This window comes from Paenibacillus tepidiphilus (assembly GCF_008635795.1).
GTDB classification, from domain to species: Bacteria; Bacillota; Bacilli; order Paenibacillales; family Paenibacillaceae; genus Paenibacillus_AQ; species Paenibacillus_AQ tepidiphilus.
The window spans coordinates 57,941-73,701 of the sequence record NZ_VWRQ01000016.1 but is presented as its reverse complement, the minus strand read 5'-3'; the positions used below and the strand labels follow the sequence as shown (position 1 = coordinate 73,701).

The 15,761-nt window shown below is 57.9% G+C and carries 13 protein-coding genes and 1 tRNA gene; 5 read left to right on the top strand and 9 right to left on the bottom strand.

Annotated features, from left to right (window positions below; translation table 11 throughout):
* Positions 1–53: 53 nt before the first annotated feature.
* The 3 genes from F1379_RS19850 to ggt form a co-directional block, all read right to left on the bottom strand.
* Entirely contained in the window at positions 54–1,628 is a 1,575-nt protein-coding gene (locus F1379_RS19850; RefSeq protein ID WP_150273046.1) for a PucR family transcriptional regulator, read from the bottom strand.
* Positions 1,629–1,917: 289 nt separating this feature from the next.
* Entirely contained in the window at positions 1,918–3,123 is a 1,206-nt protein-coding gene (locus F1379_RS19845) for an amidase (RefSeq protein ID WP_150273044.1), read from the bottom strand.
* Positions 3,124–3,174: 51 nt separating this feature from the next.
* Complete coding sequence (gene ggt / locus F1379_RS19840; RefSeq protein ID WP_150273042.1) at positions 3,175–4,752, bottom strand: gamma-glutamyltransferase; 1,578 nt, start codon at positions 4,750–4,752, stop codon at positions 3,175–3,177.
* A gap of 248 nt (positions 4,753–5,000) precedes the next feature.
* Here ggt and F1379_RS19835 point away from each other — a divergent pair, with 248 nt between their 5' ends.
* From F1379_RS19835 to F1379_RS19820, 4 genes are all read left to right on the top strand, one after another.
* Entirely contained in the window at positions 5,001–5,579 is a 579-nt protein-coding gene (locus F1379_RS19835) for a chromate efflux transporter ChrB (RefSeq protein ID WP_275262600.1), read from the top strand.
* Positions 5,579–6,118 (top strand): chromate efflux transporter ChrA, encoded by a 540-nt coding sequence (locus tag F1379_RS19830; protein WP_150273040.1) that lies wholly within the window; start codon positions 5,579–5,581, stop codon positions 6,116–6,118. Before F1379_RS19835 ends, F1379_RS19830 begins: the two co-directional genes overlap by 1 nt.
* A 441-nt stretch (positions 6,119–6,559) precedes the next feature.
* The gene (abc-f, locus tag F1379_RS19825) at positions 6,560–8,524 is read left to right on the top strand and encodes a ribosomal protection-like ABC-F family protein (protein ID WP_150273038.1); all 1,965 of its coding nucleotides are present in this window, start codon (positions 6,560–6,562) and stop codon (positions 8,522–8,524) included.
* 36 nt (positions 8,525–8,560) lie between these two features.
* Entirely contained in the window at positions 8,561–9,037 is a 477-nt protein-coding gene (locus F1379_RS19820) for an ASCH domain-containing protein (protein WP_150273036.1), read from the top strand.
* A 111-nt stretch (positions 9,038–9,148) separates the two neighbouring features.
* Here the strand turns inward: F1379_RS19820 and F1379_RS30050 are convergent, their stop codons facing one another.
* From F1379_RS30050 to F1379_RS19810, 3 genes are all read right to left on the bottom strand, one after another.
* Complete coding sequence (locus tag F1379_RS30050) at positions 9,149–9,301, bottom strand: hypothetical protein (protein ID WP_203457141.1); 153 nt, start codon at positions 9,299–9,301, stop codon at positions 9,149–9,151.
* A gap of 199 nt (positions 9,302–9,500) precedes the next feature.
* A complete protein-coding gene (locus tag F1379_RS19815; protein ID WP_150273034.1) occupies positions 9,501–10,118 on the bottom strand; it encodes an NUDIX hydrolase in 618 nt (205 codons plus the stop codon).
* A gap of 39 nt (positions 10,119–10,157) precedes the next feature.
* The gene (locus F1379_RS19810; protein ID WP_150273174.1) at positions 10,158–11,156 is read right to left on the bottom strand and encodes a TRM11 family SAM-dependent methyltransferase; all 999 of its coding nucleotides are present in this window, start codon (positions 11,154–11,156) and stop codon (positions 10,158–10,160) included.
* Positions 11,157–11,318: 162 nt separating this feature from the next.
* Between F1379_RS19810 and F1379_RS19805 the strand changes: the two genes are divergently transcribed.
* Positions 11,319–12,674 carry a dipeptidase gene (locus F1379_RS19805; protein ID WP_150273032.1) on the top strand — a complete coding sequence of 452 codons (1,356 nt, stop codon included), beginning with the start codon at positions 11,319–11,321 and terminating at the stop codon, positions 12,672–12,674.
* A gap of 312 nt (positions 12,675–12,986) precedes the next feature.
* Here the strand turns inward: F1379_RS19805 and F1379_RS19800 are convergent, their stop codons facing one another.
* The 3 genes from F1379_RS19800 to F1379_RS19790 all read right to left on the bottom strand — a co-directional run bounded on the left by F1379_RS19800 (position 12,987) and on the right by F1379_RS19790 (position 15,725).
* Positions 12,987–13,310, bottom strand: coding sequence for a hypothetical protein (locus F1379_RS19800; RefSeq protein ID WP_150273030.1), 324 nt, complete (start codon positions 13,308–13,310; stop codon positions 12,987–12,989).
* A 130-nt stretch (positions 13,311–13,440) separates the two neighbouring features.
* A tRNA-Gly gene (locus F1379_RS19795) sits at positions 13,441–13,514 on the bottom strand.
* Positions 13,515–13,598: 84 nt separating this feature from the next.
* Entirely contained in the window at positions 13,599–15,725 is a 2,127-nt protein-coding gene (locus F1379_RS19790; protein WP_150273028.1) for a putative bifunctional diguanylate cyclase/phosphodiesterase, read from the bottom strand.
* Positions 15,726–15,761 lie beyond the last annotated feature (36 nt).

The window sequence follows — 15,761 nt, the reverse complement described above, 5'->3', positions numbered from 1 at the left end:
GCTCCCCTCCTTATTCTCGCTGTCTCCCTTCCGCACAAAGCCTCGAATATTATTTATTCGCGCTCCAGCATGCCGCGGAAGATAAATACCAGCTTCAGCCGCATGAGATCATCGATTTTCTTGAAGTCGACCTCCAGCAGCTCGCTGAGCTTCTCAATCCGGTAAGTTGCGGTATTGCGGTGGATGAACAATTTTTTGGCAGTTTCATTGACATGGCCGTCATTCTGCAAATAGACCTCCAGCGTGTGCAGCATCTCCCGGACATACTCCGGCTCCCGGCTGAGCAGTCCGCGCAGCATGCCATTGCAGTATTTCTCCATCGTCTCCGGCGGAATCTGCTCCAGCATCAGATGGAGCTCAAGCTGCCGATAATGCACCACCTGCCCGCAGCCCTTCCGGCGCCGGGTCAGGGCCATACACTCCTTCACTTCGCCAAAAGCCTCTTTCAGGCCCTCGGCTCTCGCCTTAACGCCGCTGACCGCCGCTCTGGGGTAGCAGCCCTTATCCAGTTGCAAACGTTCAAAGCAGCGGCCGACAATATCGCCGAACCTCTCCGGCCCGGGCGTCCCTGCCGGATACAGCGACAGCAGCCCCTCTTCCATAAGAATATGCACGGCCTGCAGACCGCCTAGCTCCGGCGCCTCCAGCAGCTCTTCCTTGATCCGCAGCAGCTCTGCCTGCCGCGCCTCTCCGCTTGCCGCCGTGTCGGTCAGCATGACGAGGAACGGCGAACGGAGCAGCGGAATCTCCAGCCGCTGCGCGGCCTGGGCCAATTCTCCGCAGGTGATTCCTCCGCTAAGGCAGCGCCGCAGCAAGGAACTGAATTCCCGCTGTCCGGCATGCTCGAAATAATCCTCAAATCCGGCATGAATATGATAAGAAATCAGTTCAGCCCCCTGGACGAACAGACTTTCCTCTACAGGGAGCAGCATAGGATCAATAGAGCTGTACAGCAAGTAGCCCGAACACTTCTCGCCCTGGAGCAGCGGAATCCGGTAGCCCGTCTTATTCCCGCAGCGGACACGCTGATTCCGGTTCTGCCACGGCCATCCTTCCAGCAGCTCGCCGCCGGAATACTCCGTGTTGTTATAGATGACATCCCCGCGGGTGCTGATTACCGCCAGCTTACAGCCGATCACTTCGGAGACCGCCTCGAACAGCGGGCGGCTGTGGCCGGAACGGAGGGCGAAGCGCATCAGCTTGCGCTGCTTCTCCAGCATGCTCTGAAGCATGCTGGTGCTACGCGTCAGTTCGGCACGGAACAAGCCGTTCATCTGGTCGGAGAACGTGAATTCAAAGGGCAGCTCGATCAGTGGAAAATTCAGCGTCTCCGCCTCGGCGACCAACTGCTCCGGCACCGCATCCCAGAAGCGGCCCAGCTTGATCCCCAGTGCGGCGGAGCCCCGCCGGTCCAGCTTGCGGAGCAGATCAGAGGCACCCTCCAGGTTATCCTTGATCAAGTAAGCAGTCGTCAGCAGCATTTCCCCTTCTTTGATCCAATCCGAAATATCCGGGGCATCCATCACATTGATCGATTTGACGATCCGGTGCTTCCCCTTGGAGCCGGCAATCAGCCTGGCCTCGGACAGCGGATAAATCGACAGCGCTTCTTCCACGGTAAGATGCATGAGCCGCCCCCCTTTATATACATATTTATATAGTTAGCTCGAACCATATGTTACTTTATGTAACATTATAGTTAAAATGAACGGTATTGGGAAGGGGGATGTGGAAAAATCGCCGTATCATGTGATCAAACATTACATAAGTCACAAAAAATTAACTTTACCGTATTTCAACCGCTGCAAACCGGTTGACTCTGGCGAATTATTCGGTAAAAGAGCGTTCTGTCCAAACCCAAATAACCCCCTGTATTCCACATATGACTGTGAAGTACAGGGGGCTTTGGCCCGGCCGCTACATCCGCATTCGGGCCACCCAGGTGAGCAGCCGCAGATCCTCACCGGGTCCGGCAATAACAGACAAGCCCAGCGGATGTCCGGCAGGGCCGCCCACCGGCAGGGTTACCTGGGGCAACCCAGCCAGGCCGGCGATGCAGCTGAGCATCATCGCGCCGCTGCGGTCGCGTTCCAGCTGCTCCAGATCGCCGCCCCGGCGCGGCGCGGCGCCCGGAACGGTGGGAATGACCAGGAAGCAGCCGGGGCCCAGCAGCCGCTTAAGACGCAGGGCAATGTCTGAGCGCATGGCCTGCGCCCTGCTATGGTCCTGCGCCGCCAGGCTTTCCGCCCATGCCAGGCGGGCGGCAATATCCGGCCCGAAGACCGGCCGCTCCCGGGTAATCCAGGCCCCGTGAGTGGCCCAGATTTCTGCGCCCTGCAGCTCGCGGAACGTATCCATCCAGGCCCGCAGCCCTTCCGGGGCGACGGATGTTTCCACGGACCGTCCCGCTCCGCCCTGCAGCTTCCGCAGGCCGGGCTCCAGGCAGCCGGCAATCTCCGGCTTCAGCAAGGACCAGGCCTCGTCCGCGATATATAACGTATCTATCTCCGGCGACAGGCTATCGCCGCCCTCGCCGGGTATCCGGCCTGAGTCCCTATGCTCCAGCAGCACGCGGCCCACCCGCAGCAGCAGCTCTGCGTTACCCGCCATCCAGCCGACCGTATCAAAGCCGGGCGCGAGCGGAATAACGCCGTCCAAGGCTACGGAGCCATGTGTCGGACGAAAGCCGTAAACGCCGCAGTAGGCCGAAGGCACGCGGACCGAGCCGCCCGTATCGGTGCCCAGTGCGAAGTCGGCAAGACCGGCGGCCACCGCCACCGCCGAGCCGCTGGAGGAGCCGCCCGGAATATGTCCCTCCGCACGCGGATTGACCGGTGTGCCGTAGTGGATATTCTCGCCGCCCAGGCTGTACATCAGCTCGTCGGTATGGGTCGCCCCCCGCAAGGCTGCCCCGGCCTGCAGCAGCCGGGCCACCGCCGCCGCATGCTCCCGTGCCGGCGCATGGCTGCGCAGCCAGTCGGGATTCCCGGCGGAGGATGCGTGTCCCGCGACGGCGAACACATCCTTGACCGCAAAGGTTAGCCCATCCAGTTCCCCGCTTCCCGCCGCAGGAACCTGCAAATCAGGAGCCATGTAAGCACCATATCTATTGTAAGTGTCCATCCTGTCTTCCTCCCTCTCTTTGACGGCCCTTATCCGCCCCGCACATGGTGATCACCATCCGATCGCCGCACCGTCGCAGCGCGGATCGGTTCCGCCGCTGACCGTGCCGTCCCTGCCGATGGCAATGGCATGGGCATGCCCCATAATGCCGTCGTAGGCCCGGACAGGCCGGACCAGATGTCCCGCTTCCGCCAGCGCCGTCAGGACCTGCCGCCCGGCCCGGCGCTCTACCTTCAGCTCCTGCGTCGGTTCGCCCCAGGTCCGCCCCCAGACGAACCGCGGCTCGCTGACCGCCCTCTGCGGGTCCATGCCGTAATGCAGCATCCGGGTCAGCAGCAGTGTCTGTGTCTGAGGCTGCCCTTCCCCGCCCTGGGTACCATACAAATAGACGGGCTTACCATCCCGGCAGGCCATCGCCGGCATGAGCGTGTGGAAGGTGCGCTTATGCGGCTCCAGAGTATTGACATGCCCGGGATCGAGGGAGAAGAACGAGCCTCTGTTCTGCAGCAGAATCCCTGTATCCCCGGCAACAACACCTGATCCAAATTCGAAATACAGGCTCTGGATGAAGGAGACCGCGTTGCCGTCTCCGTCGACCACCGCAGCATAGGCAGTGTCCCGGCCCACCGGCTCACTCCCCAGCACGGCAGCGCTTGCGGGCGATATGGCTGCCGCCAATTCGGCGGCGTAAGCCTTATCCAGCAGCCGCTCCAGCGGCACTGCTGTGAAATCGGGATCGCTCAGCACACGGTCGCGGTCGCGGAAGCTAAGCTTCAGCGCCTCGGTAAGCAGGTGATAATATTCATAGGAGCCATGTTCAATGGAAGCGAAATCGAAGCGCTCCAGCAGGTTCAGCGTCATCAGCGCCGCAAAGCCCTGGGAGTTGGGCGGCGCCTGGTACACCCGCAGCCCGTGGTAATCGGTGAAGACCGGCTCTGTCCATTCTCCGTGATGGTCCTCGAAATCCTCGCGGGTCAGATAGCCGCCTTCCGCCAGCATGAAGCGGCTGATCTCCTCCGCAATCGGCCCCTTGTAGAAGGCGTCGCGTCCGCCTTCCGCCAAGTGCCGCAGCGTGCGGGCCAGCTGCGGCTGAGAGAACCGCTGCCCGGTCTGCGGAACCGCGCCGCCGGGCAGATAGATCCCTGCCGCCGCAGGCGCCAGCGCCGCGCCGGCCAAGAGGCTGCCGGCGCGCTGGTCCGGCGACAGCGGGAACCCCCCGGAGGCATAGCCGATCGCCGGCTCCAGCACCTCCGCCAGAGACAGGCGGCCGTAGCGCTCCAGCACGGCCGCCCAGCTGTCCGCCATTCCCGGCACGGTAATGGCGCTGCGGATGCCCCGGTGAGGGATGGCCCCCTCACCGGCATAGCTGTCCCGGCGGACGGCGTAGGCCGAGCGTCCGCTGCCGTTGTAGACCTGTACGCGCGCTTCCCCCGCGTCGTACGTCAGCCAGAACGCATCGCCGCCGAGCCCGGTCATATGCGGATACACCACGGCCAGCGTGGCGCTGACGGCCACCGCCGCATCAAAGGCGTTGCCGCCCGCCGCCAGAATCCGGGCCCCGGCCGACGAGGCCAGATAATGCGGGCTCACTACCATTGTCTTGGTGCCAATTACCGGTCCGTTTGTCATGACACGAATGGCTCCTTCCCTTAATCCGATTAGTGCCATTTAACTGCACCGGGAAATTCCCTGTCAATCGCGGGAGCCGCTATGAGCAAAAACGCGCCTGATTTTTGTGAGTCATGCACAAAGATTAAGCCGGCCGGTTCCCCCCGTATGGTACCCCGGCTTCAGAATGCATAAAATGGACTCAAAAACCGGGAACTGATCCATCCTATGGAGTAAAGAGAATGGTGTAAAGTCAAAGGAGGTCCGACTTGAAGAACACAAACAATCCTTATGTACAGCTAACCCTGTCCATGGTCCGTACCGGGATCCTCGGCTACGGCGGCGGGCCGTCGGTCATCCCCCTGATCCGTCACGATGCCGTCGCCCGCTACAGCTGGCTGACCGACGAAGAATTCGGAGAGACGCTGGCCATCGCCAACGCTTTGCCCGGACCCATTGCCACCAAGATGGCGGCTTATCTGGGGTATCGGCTCAAAGGCGTCAAGGGCGCATTGCTCTCCGTACTGGCGCATATCCTGCCGAGCTGCGTCGCCATGCTGCTGCTGCTCTCGGCGGTTCACTATTTAGCCGGCTCCAAGGTCGTCGCCGGTATGATTGCCGCCGTCTCGCCCGTCATCGCCGTGATGCTCGGCATTATGGCCTATGAATTTGCCCAGAAAGCGTTCAAGGGGCTTGGCATCGCCGCCGGCATTGCCTTCCTTGCGCTCGCACTGCTGCTGCTGGAAGTGCTGCATGTCCATCCGGCCATAGTGATTGTCCTCTTCCTGGGGTACGGCGCTGTGCATTACCGTATTCTCGCGAAACGCAACAAAGGGGGAACCGCCTGATGGAATGGCTTGAGCTGCTTTACGGCTTTTTCATGGCCAATGTGCTGGGCTACGGCGGCGGTCCCTCCTCCATCCCGCTGATGTATGAGGAAATTGTCCCGCACTACGGCTGGCTGAACGATGAAGAGTTCTCCAATATGCTGGCACTGGGCAACGCCTTACCCGGACCGATTGCCACCAAAATCGCCGCCTATGTCGGCTATGACGTTCTGGGCTGGCTCGGCTTTACTGTCGCCCTGCTCGCTACGGTTCTGCCTTCCGCCGCCGCGCTGATCGTTCTGCTGAATGTGCTGCAGAAATACAAGCAGTCTCCGGTAGTTAAAGGCATGACACTGCTGGTGCAGCCGGTCATCGCCATTATGATGGCTGTACTGACCTTTCAGATGGCCAAGAGTCCGGCCGAATCCATCGGGATCGTTCAGACGCTGGTTATTGCCGCAATCGCATTCGTGGCGATGCAAAAGCTTAAGCTGCATCCTGCATTAGTGATCGTCGCCGCTTTTGTATATGGCGGGCTGGTCCTGCGTTATACCGTATAGCGGGGCACCGGGAGCGGCACCCGCCCGGTGGCCCTCCCCACTGCGGAGCAAGGCCGCCCGGTTTCTCACTCATTCGTATCTCCGGTAAGTTCGTTTACTTTCTCTCTTGCTAAATTCCGGAATATTGGGTACACTAGCAATAACTTTGTGCAGAGGAGGTGTGGGAGAAATGGATCGCAATGTGACCAACAGTATTGGAAGCCGGCTGGTAAATATCATGTCCGGCATCGTTCATGCAAATGCCAACAACGGGAGAAGTCTGTCCATTTACATGAACCCAATACGAACACAACATTGTGAAATGCCTATTCTGCCTGCACCCGGACGGATGTAAGATCCTGACTGAAGTGTATCAAGGCCGCGGGGAATTTCCCTGCGGCCTTTTTGTGTCCGGTTCACCGGCACGGGCCGCGCGGAGGGCATTCTAAAAGGAGAATCCCTATGATTATTTCATGCCAGCATATTCAGAAATACCACGGCGCCCAGCTGGTGCTGAGCGACGTGACCTTCGAGATCCGCCAAGGCGAGATGATCGGCCTGATCGGCCGCAACGGCTGCGGCAAGACCACGCTGCTGCATCTGCTGAGCGGTGAAGACCAGCCGGATCAGGGCCAAATTGCCATCCGCAAAGGCAGCACCGTCGGACTGCTCGCACAGATCCAGGATGCGGATGCCGGCGAGAGTGTATATGCCGTGCTGCAGCGCAGCTTCGCAGAGCCGCTCGGGTGGCAGCGGCGGATGCGGGAGCTGGAGAGCGAAATGGCCGCTCTTGATCCGGCAGCGGATGAAGCTGCCTGGAACCGTCAGCTGCGGGAGTACGGCGCCCTGCAGGAGCAGTTCGAACGCGCCGGCGGCTATGAAATCGAAGCTGCCATCCAGCGTGTAGCCTCCGGCCTCGGCATTCCTCCCGCCCAATTCGGACGCGGGTTCGCTTCGCTCTCGGGCGGCGAGAAGACCAAGGTTGCGCTTGCTGCGCTGCTGCTGCGCGCCCCCGACATCCTGCTGCTCGACGAGCCGACCAATCATCTCGATATGGAAGCCATCGAATGGCTGGAGTCGTTCCTGCAGACCTACAGCGGGACCGTGCTGGTCATCTCGCATGACCGCTATTTCCTTGATGCGGTAGTGAACAAGGTCATCGAAATCGAAGATGGCGAAGCCGTCACTTATCATACGAATTACAGCGGCTATCAGACCGAGAAGGAAGCCCGGCTGCTGCGGCAGTTCGCCGATTACCAGGAGCAGCAGAAGAAAATCAAACAGATGCAGGAAAGCATCAAACGGCTCATTGAATGGGGCAACCGCTCCAATCCGCCGAACCCCTCCTTCCACCGCCGGGCCGCTTCGATGCAGAAGGCGCTGGACCGGATGGAGAAGGTCAAGCGGCCGGTGCTGGAGCGCAAAGCGATGGACCTGCAGCTAAAGCAGGAGGACCGCTCCGGCAATCAGGCGCTTGTTCTCGATGCAGTCGGCAAAGCCTACGGCGGGCGGACGCTCTTCTCGGAAGCGAGCGGGGTGCTGCGCTACGGCGAGACCGCCGCGCTGATCGGCGGCAACGGCGCCGGCAAGAGCACGCTGCTGCGGATCATCCTCGGCCTGGAGGCGCCGGATACCGGAAGCTGCACGCTGGGCTCACGCACTGCTCCGGGCTATCTTGCGCAGGAGGCCGTGCCGGAGGACGGCAGCCTCACCGTGCTGCGCTTCTTCCGCGAGCAGGCAGGCCTGGAGGAAGGCGAGGCCCGCGGCCGGCTGGCCCGCTTCCTCTTCTACGGCGGCGATGTGTTCAAGAGCATCGCTTCACTCTCCGGCGGGGAATGGACCCGCCTGCGGTTCGCCGTGCTGATGCACCGCCGCCCGAACCTGCTGATCCTGGATGAGCCGACCAACCATCTGGATATCGACTCCCGCGAGGCGCTCGAAGAGGCGCTGGAGGAATATCCCGGCACCGTTCTGGCCGTGTCGCATGACCGTTATTTCATCAACCGCTGCTTCGGCAAGCTGTGGACCCTGGCGGACAGCCGGTTCAGCGTATTTAGCGGCAACTATGAATATTACAAAGAGAAGCAGCGCGAGCGGGCTGCAGCAGCGGCCCTGGCTGCGGACAGCAGCGGCTCCGGCTCCACCCGCCCTCAAGAGGCGGGCGTATCCCGTCAGGCCGCCGCTGACGGCGGAGGGGCCCCGGCGCGCACAGGCTCTGCTGCCCGCAAGGGAGGCTCCGCCGCAGACTGGGAGCAGCGCATCGCTGCCGCAGAAACGGCGCTGGCCGGCATCGACGCGGCAATGCTGGAGCCGTCGCTGGCCAGCGACGCCGGACGCCTGGCCGGGCTGCAGCAGGAGCGGGAGACCGCGCAGGCCGAGCTGGACCGGCTGTATGCCGAATGGCTGGAAGCATCGGAAGCACTGTGATTATTGGGCAGGGAAATGACAAGAGGAGAGACTACAATGGACAAACAAGCAGAGATTGCTGCTTACTGGAACAGTTATGTGAAAGAGCATCCGGACACGGCGGATAAATACGACAGTGCCTGGGCCTTCGGCGACAGCCCGCGGCTCGCAGATGAGCTGCTGGCGCTCGTGCTTGCCGGCACCAAGACGGGAACAGCTTCCAACTACGAGCTGTACGCCTTACGGGAGCTGGTGGTCCCCTTCGCAGGGGGCCATTCGGTCCTGCTCGACGGAGAAGGCGTGCCCCGGGCGATTATAGAGACGGTGAGAGTCGACATTGTTCCATTTGACGAGGTTAGTGCAGAGTTCGCTTACAGTGAGGGCGAGGATAACCGCTCTCTGGAATCGTGGCGTTATAACCACGAGCTGTATTTTACCCGCGAGAACAAAGCCTACGGCCGATCCTTCGACCCGCACATGCCGGTCGTCTGCGAGACTTTCCGGGTAGTCGATGTGCGCGGACAAAGTGAATAAAAGCTTCCCAAAAATGATAAAATTCTCTAATACCCAAAAAGGCTGCTTCTTCATCCCGAAGAGGCAGCCTTTACTCATCATCCATATATAGTTCGCGTGAAGCAGCTCCAATTAACGCCAAATGCCCATAATCCAGCCGATGACCGAAATCCAAAGCGGGATGCTGATCAGGATACCCCAGACCAATCCGGCGGCGATATTGCCTTCTGCAGGACGTTCGACCTTCTCCTGCTGCAACGGAAGTCTTAATTCTTCTTGTTCCATGCGATCCCCTCCTAAATTTCTTATCGTCAGCGTAGAGGAAAAAATGTAGACCGCCTGACCCAAAAAGTTGCGCGTCTCACCCTAAATTAGAGCTACAGGATCAGCGGCCATGGTTTGGAAATGCTTTCATAAATATCATTAACCAATTTTTGTCTTAAATAAAACGAAACCGCTTAATTCATATATAGTATGCCGCAAGCTAGTCCAAGATAACCGGCTTTTCGGGATTCCGCAGGAATTCAAACATCGTCCGCAGCTGCTCCGGCGTGTTGCGCTCCTCGGACAGCTCAGGCAGTTCATTCTCGGCAAAAAAAGCGACGCCGCTCGTCTCCACGCCCTCCGCCGCACTGCCGCCGACAATCCGGCACTCGATGAACATCTTATATACATGATACGGTTCGGGCGGATGCTGATGAAATTTCTTGTCCAGTACCGCAAGCAGACGCACGGCCTCCGCTTGAAAGCCTGACTCCTCGGCTATTTCCTTAACCGCCACCTCGCTCGGAGACAGGCCGATATCGGCCCAGCCGCCGGGCAGTGCCCATTTGCCGTCGAGCTTTTCACGCACCAGCAGAATTTTATTTTCCTGAAAAATCACGCCGCGGATATCCGTCTTCGGTGTACAGTAGCCGTCGTCACCCGCAAAGGCCAGCCGGATCTTCTCTTTGCTCTCAAAGGTGTAATTGGCCATAATATCCACGCTTAGCCCGCGCAGCGCCTCATAACGCTCAATATCGTACACATCCCTGGCATACGCGAGCCCCGTCTGGGCAATGGCCTGAATCTCCTTGGCCCAGGTCAACCATTTCTGTTCCATCAGCGCTCAACCTCCTTGAATTCGGCAAACCGGTTCATGTTATCGGCACAGCATCAAATGGCGCGAGAATGAGCCCTTCCAGGCTATGCAGCGGTCAATTATTTCAAATCCTGCTCTCTGGATCATCTCGTCCACTGCTTCAATCGCCACAATCAGCACCCGGTCGGCAATCCGGCGGGTATGATAAAGAATAGCAAACTGCTCCTCCGGGGTAATGCTGGAATACAAATTATAAGGCATGTCCACGATCGCCACATCATAATGCTCCTGGATGTCGGCAATATCGCCCAGGGTTACCTCGGCAGTAAATCCGAAATGGGCGATGTTCGCCCGCGCCCCGGTAGCGATCTGGGGATTGATGTCCCGCCCAACGATGTCGATGCCCATAGACAGTGCCTCAATCATCACGGTTCCGATGCCGCAGCAGGGATCAATGGCTCTAACCCCCTGCGGGTCGGGAACAGCCATATTAACCGCCGCCCGGGCAACGCGCGTGCCAAGCGCAATGGAGTAGCTGCGGGGCTTCTGCATCTGGCGGAACCAGGTGGCGTCGTTCTTGTGATAGGTTCCGAAGTACCAGCGTCCGCCCAGCGTCACAATCCCGTATACGATTTCCGGCCGCTTTACATCCGCCGCGCCTTCAATGCGCAGTCCGATCTCGCGCTCAATGGCTCTGCGTTCATCATATTCGATTTTGGCGGCTCGCGGCAGATCATTGGTCTTTACGAAGATGACCTTGAATGTTCTGTCGCCCACATTAATCTGTTCAGTCTGTATGTATATTTCCTCCAGGCTTTCGGCGGTGTACATTACGTCAATCCGTTCCTTGATAAACGGGCTGCGGCTGGCATCCACCTTGCGTGTGCTGGCAAAAATATCGGGCGGTATCTCCCGGCCGAACAAGCAGCGCAGCTCCATCGCGCATAACGACGCTTCATCCCCTGTAGTGGCATAGGTGTAAATAAATTGATCTGTTGACACGTATATTCGCTCCAATTCACCCGCTTTCCCCAAGCGGCATATTCCTCTGTCAAGCATCAAGTCTATCATGCCCCGCCGTCCTCAATCAACAATCGTACAGCATAGCGCGTATTTCCGGCTGCTTTCGGCATCTGCAGTGCCCACAGGTATTATTTTGAACCGCAGCGTGTTCTCCAGTATAATGAACAAGAGCAACACTCCAAGGAGGTACATATTACGATGTCTTATGAAACTTATTTCCAGACTGAGCGCGAGGCTCAGCTGAACGAATTGAAGGAATGGCTGGCAATCCCGAGTATTTCTGCCCTGTCCGCACACAAGGAAGATGTCCGCTCCGCTGCGGGCTGGTTGATGGACGCGCTGAAGCGCGCCGGTCTCGAGAATATCGAGCTTTTCCCAACTGCGGGTCATCCCGTGGTCTATGCAGACTACCTGCATGCCCCCGGCAAGCCGACTGTGCTTGTCTACGGCCACTATGATGTACAGCCGGTAGATCCGCTGAATCTGTGGACCACGCCTCCATTCGAGCCGGAGATCCGTGATGACAAGCTGTACGCGCGTGGCGCTACGGACGACAAAGGCCAGGTCTTCATGCATATCAAGGCGCTGGAAGCCATCCTCAAGCAGGAAGGCACGCTGCCGGTGAATGTCAAGCTATGCATCGAAGGGGAAGAAGAGATCGGCAGCGTGCATCTGCCCGCTTTCCTTGAACAGTATAAGGACAAGCTGGCGGCGGATGCCGTGCTCGTCTCCGATACAGCGCTGCTGGAGCGCGGGCGCCCGGCACTCTGCACCGGCCTGCGCGGACTCTGCTCGCTGGAGGTCAGCGTAACTACCGCTACCACCGACCTGCATTCCGGTTCTTACGGCGGCGCTGTGCCGAACGCACTGCATGCCCTTGTGTCTCTGCTCAGCTCGCTGCATGACGACAAAGGCCGTGTGTCTGTAGACGGCTTCTATGAGGGTGTACCCGAGCTTTCGCCGCTTCTGCGCGAGGAATTCGCCAAGCAGGGCATCGATGAAGAGAAGATCAAAGCGAAGCTTGGCCTGGATTCCCTGTACGGCGAAGAAGGCTATAGCTTCGTGGAACGCGTCGGGGCCCGCCCGACGCTGGAGCTGAACGGCGTCTACGGCGGCTTCCAGGGGGAAGGCAGCAAGACGGTCATTCCAAAGGAAGCCCATGCCAAGATCACCTGCCGCCTCGTCGGCGACCAGGACCCGCAGCAGGTGCTGGATGCTATTGAGGCCCATCTGAATGCCAATATTCAGACTGGCGCAAGAGTGCATGTGAAGCAGATGGAGAAGGCGCGCGCCTTCAATTGTGATCCGACCGATCCGATGCTGCAAAAGGCGGCCGATGCCTTCGGCAAGGTATATGGCACCCGCGCACTCTTCACGAAGGATGGCGGTTCGATTCCGATCATGGAAAGCTTCTCGCGCATCCTGCAGGCGCCGGTCGTATTGATGGGCTTTGGTCTGGATGACGAGAACCTGCACGCACCTGACGAGCACTTCAATCTTGAGAATTTCGACAAGGGACTGCTGACGATTGTCGAGTTCCTGAAGATGGTGTAAGTTCAAAATACAGCCGCACAACAAACAGGCGGAGCCCCAGGTGATACGGGAGCTCCGCCTGTTCTTTATACTGAATCTGCCCAAGCCAGTGAAATAGGCAGACACACTGACCATCCGCGAATTCACACATACATTAGTGTAGAAGCTCGCAAAGGAGGAATTGAAATGAGTGAATGTTATCCTTCGTTCGCCTTCACTTCAACCACTGTCATTCTTGTACTCTACATTCTCCTGGTCATCGTCTTAGCAACATTCTAGGCCAAGGGAATAACAATCCGGGATAGCCTGCCGATAACGGCAGGCTATATCTTGTCAGGTATAGAGCAGAGTGATAACCAGCAGCTCATACAGCACCAGAGTAAGGATCATCTCATCCTGTCCCCAAGACGGGCTGCCGAACAATCCGCGGCCTCCGCCATGCGGCGGCCGTACAGCCAGCTTCAAGAGCCCCTTCTCGCAGCCGACAATTCTTCCAATCACTACCTGACTGTCCACCGTTTCAATCTTGACATACTGATTCTTGTACTTGTGGCAAATTTGCTGCATTTGATGCCGGATATTCTTGATATAATTCGCGGACTGTGCATCCGCCTGATACAGAACCTGCTCATGGTAAGTAGCCGGGTAGTAGCTCATCCTTGGCTCGCCTCCGTTTTAGTAGTTCCCTTCAGCGTATGCACAACCGGCTGCAGTGTGTTTGCCCAAGCAAGGACTTTTAGCTAAACGCAAAAAAATCCTTGAGCCCAAGGATTTCAACATTTACATATGGAGCGGGTGATGGGAATCGAACCCACGCTATTAGCTTGGAAGGCTAAAGTTCTACCATTGAACTACACCCGCAATGAACAATAATAACTGTAAGCAAGAATTATTTTAACACCGTATTTACCAAAAATCAACCCTTCGCCAGACCCGCCGAGCTTCTCAAAGCCCCAGCCTTAGCACCTGCTTTAGAAAAGAACGCTCGAATTCCGCAGCCTGCAGCGGTTTGCCGAACAGATATCCCTGCGCTTCATGACACTGCTGCTCGCGCAGAAATTGCAGCTGCTCCTTGTTCTCCACGCCTTCGGCCGTTACCTTCAGCTTCAAGTGATGCGCCATAGAGGTAATGGTCGAGACAATGGCTGCATTGTTGCTGTCCTCCATAACCTCGGCGACAAAGGAGCGGTCAATCTTCAAGCGGTCGATCGGCATATTCTTGAGATAATGCAGGGAGCTGTAGCCTGTACCGAAATCGTCGATGCTGATAAATACACCCAGGCCCTTGAGACGGTTCAACTGCTCAAAAGCTGTCTCTTTGTCCAGCGTCATGCTCTCGGTGATCTCCAGATCCACATAACGCGGGTCCAGTCCGATATCCTGAAGAATGGCTGCGATCTTCCCGGAAAGGTTCGGCTGCAGGAACTGGCGCATCGACAGATTGATTGAGACACAGATCGGCCGGTAGCCCGCCGTCTGCCACTGCTTGTTCTGCCGGCAAGCTGTCCGCAGCACCCATTCCCCGATGGGCACAATCAGCCCGCTCTCCTCGGCAACAGGAATGAATTCCACGGGCGATACCTGGCCCCGCTTGGGATGATTCCAGCGCAGCAACGCCTCCATGCCGACGATCTCTTCCGTAGCAAGCTGCACCTGCGGCTGATAGACCAGGTAGAATTCGTCCCGTTCCAGCGCCCGCCGCAGATCGTTCTCCAGCTTGAGTCTTTCCTTCGCTTTCATCTGCATAGCCGGAATGTAGCGCCGGATTTCTACGCCCTGCTCCTTGGCGTTATGTACTGCCGTATCCGCATTCTGAATGAGCTGCTCTGCCGTTTCCCCGTCACCCGGGAAGATGCTTACTCCCAGACTGAGCGAGATATGGTATTCGCCCGATTCCAGGCTTACCGGCGATTCGAACAGGCGCTGCAGCTCCGCGGACCGGAGCATACAGCTCTCTGCTCCGCTGCGGCCGGTCATCAGGAACGCGAACTCATCCGCCCCCATGCTGAATAATTCCTCACCCGCCTGAACTTCTTCACCTATCCGGAGCGCTACCCGCTGCAGCAGCTCGTCTCCGGCAAAATGTCCAAGCGAATCATTGATATTCTTGAAATGATTAATATTCATAATCGCCAGCGCCGAGAACGCGCCTGTCTTGTCTTTCCCGCCGCCTTGCACCATCAGCTCTTCGACACGCTGCATCAGCCGGCGCCGGTTCGGCAGGCCGGTCAGATCATCATGATAGGCCAAATAGTTGATCCGGGCTTCCGCCAGACGGCTCTCATGAAACGGTTCCTCAATGGTCAGGCGGTACACCCCGGTAAGCATCAGATAATAGGCAACTCCGCTACAGAACATTCCCAGCAGATTGTCCAGTTCCCCGACGCTGAACAGATTCATAAAGAACACCTGGCCCAGCGCGAAAAAGATCAAGGCACGGATAATGATCAAGAGAGATGCCGATTTCTCAATCCTTCCGGGATACACGATGATAGCTACGCTGAGCAGATAGATGAACAGCACCGCCATATCGACAATATGCTTGAACGTACTTGCCCACGTATAGTCCGGGCCGCCGGGCAGCACATTTTCACCGAAGAGCAGCACCGCCAAGAAGAGAGTGATCACCAGCAGGGAAATGCTTATGGCTCTCTTTTTACCTTTGACCGATACCGGTTCGTCTTCTCTGCTGAAGATAAACAGAATGCCCAGACTGCTGGCCAGACGGGAGACCGTCAGCACCCACAGCGATTGCTCGGAATTGATGTAAGAAGCGATGTACGAGATTCCGGTAAAGCTTAACGTATGCAGGAAGTCAAATATACATACTCCCAAAAACAGCGCGGAAGTGAACAATCGGGCTTTGGATAATTTGTCGGAAAAGAACAGCCAGCCCTGGGCAAAAATCGCAAAGCTGAACGCAATGTTGCAGCAGCCCGCAATCAGATATAACGCAAGCAGTAACTCCTCGTTCTGGATATTGCCCAGCGGGGTGCGGAAAATCTGAATCAGCAGGAACAGCGCCGCCCCGATGATTGCCGCATGAATAGTCTTTCTCTCTTCTTGTCTCATAGGTCCCTCACACGAAAAATAATATCTATATCAGCG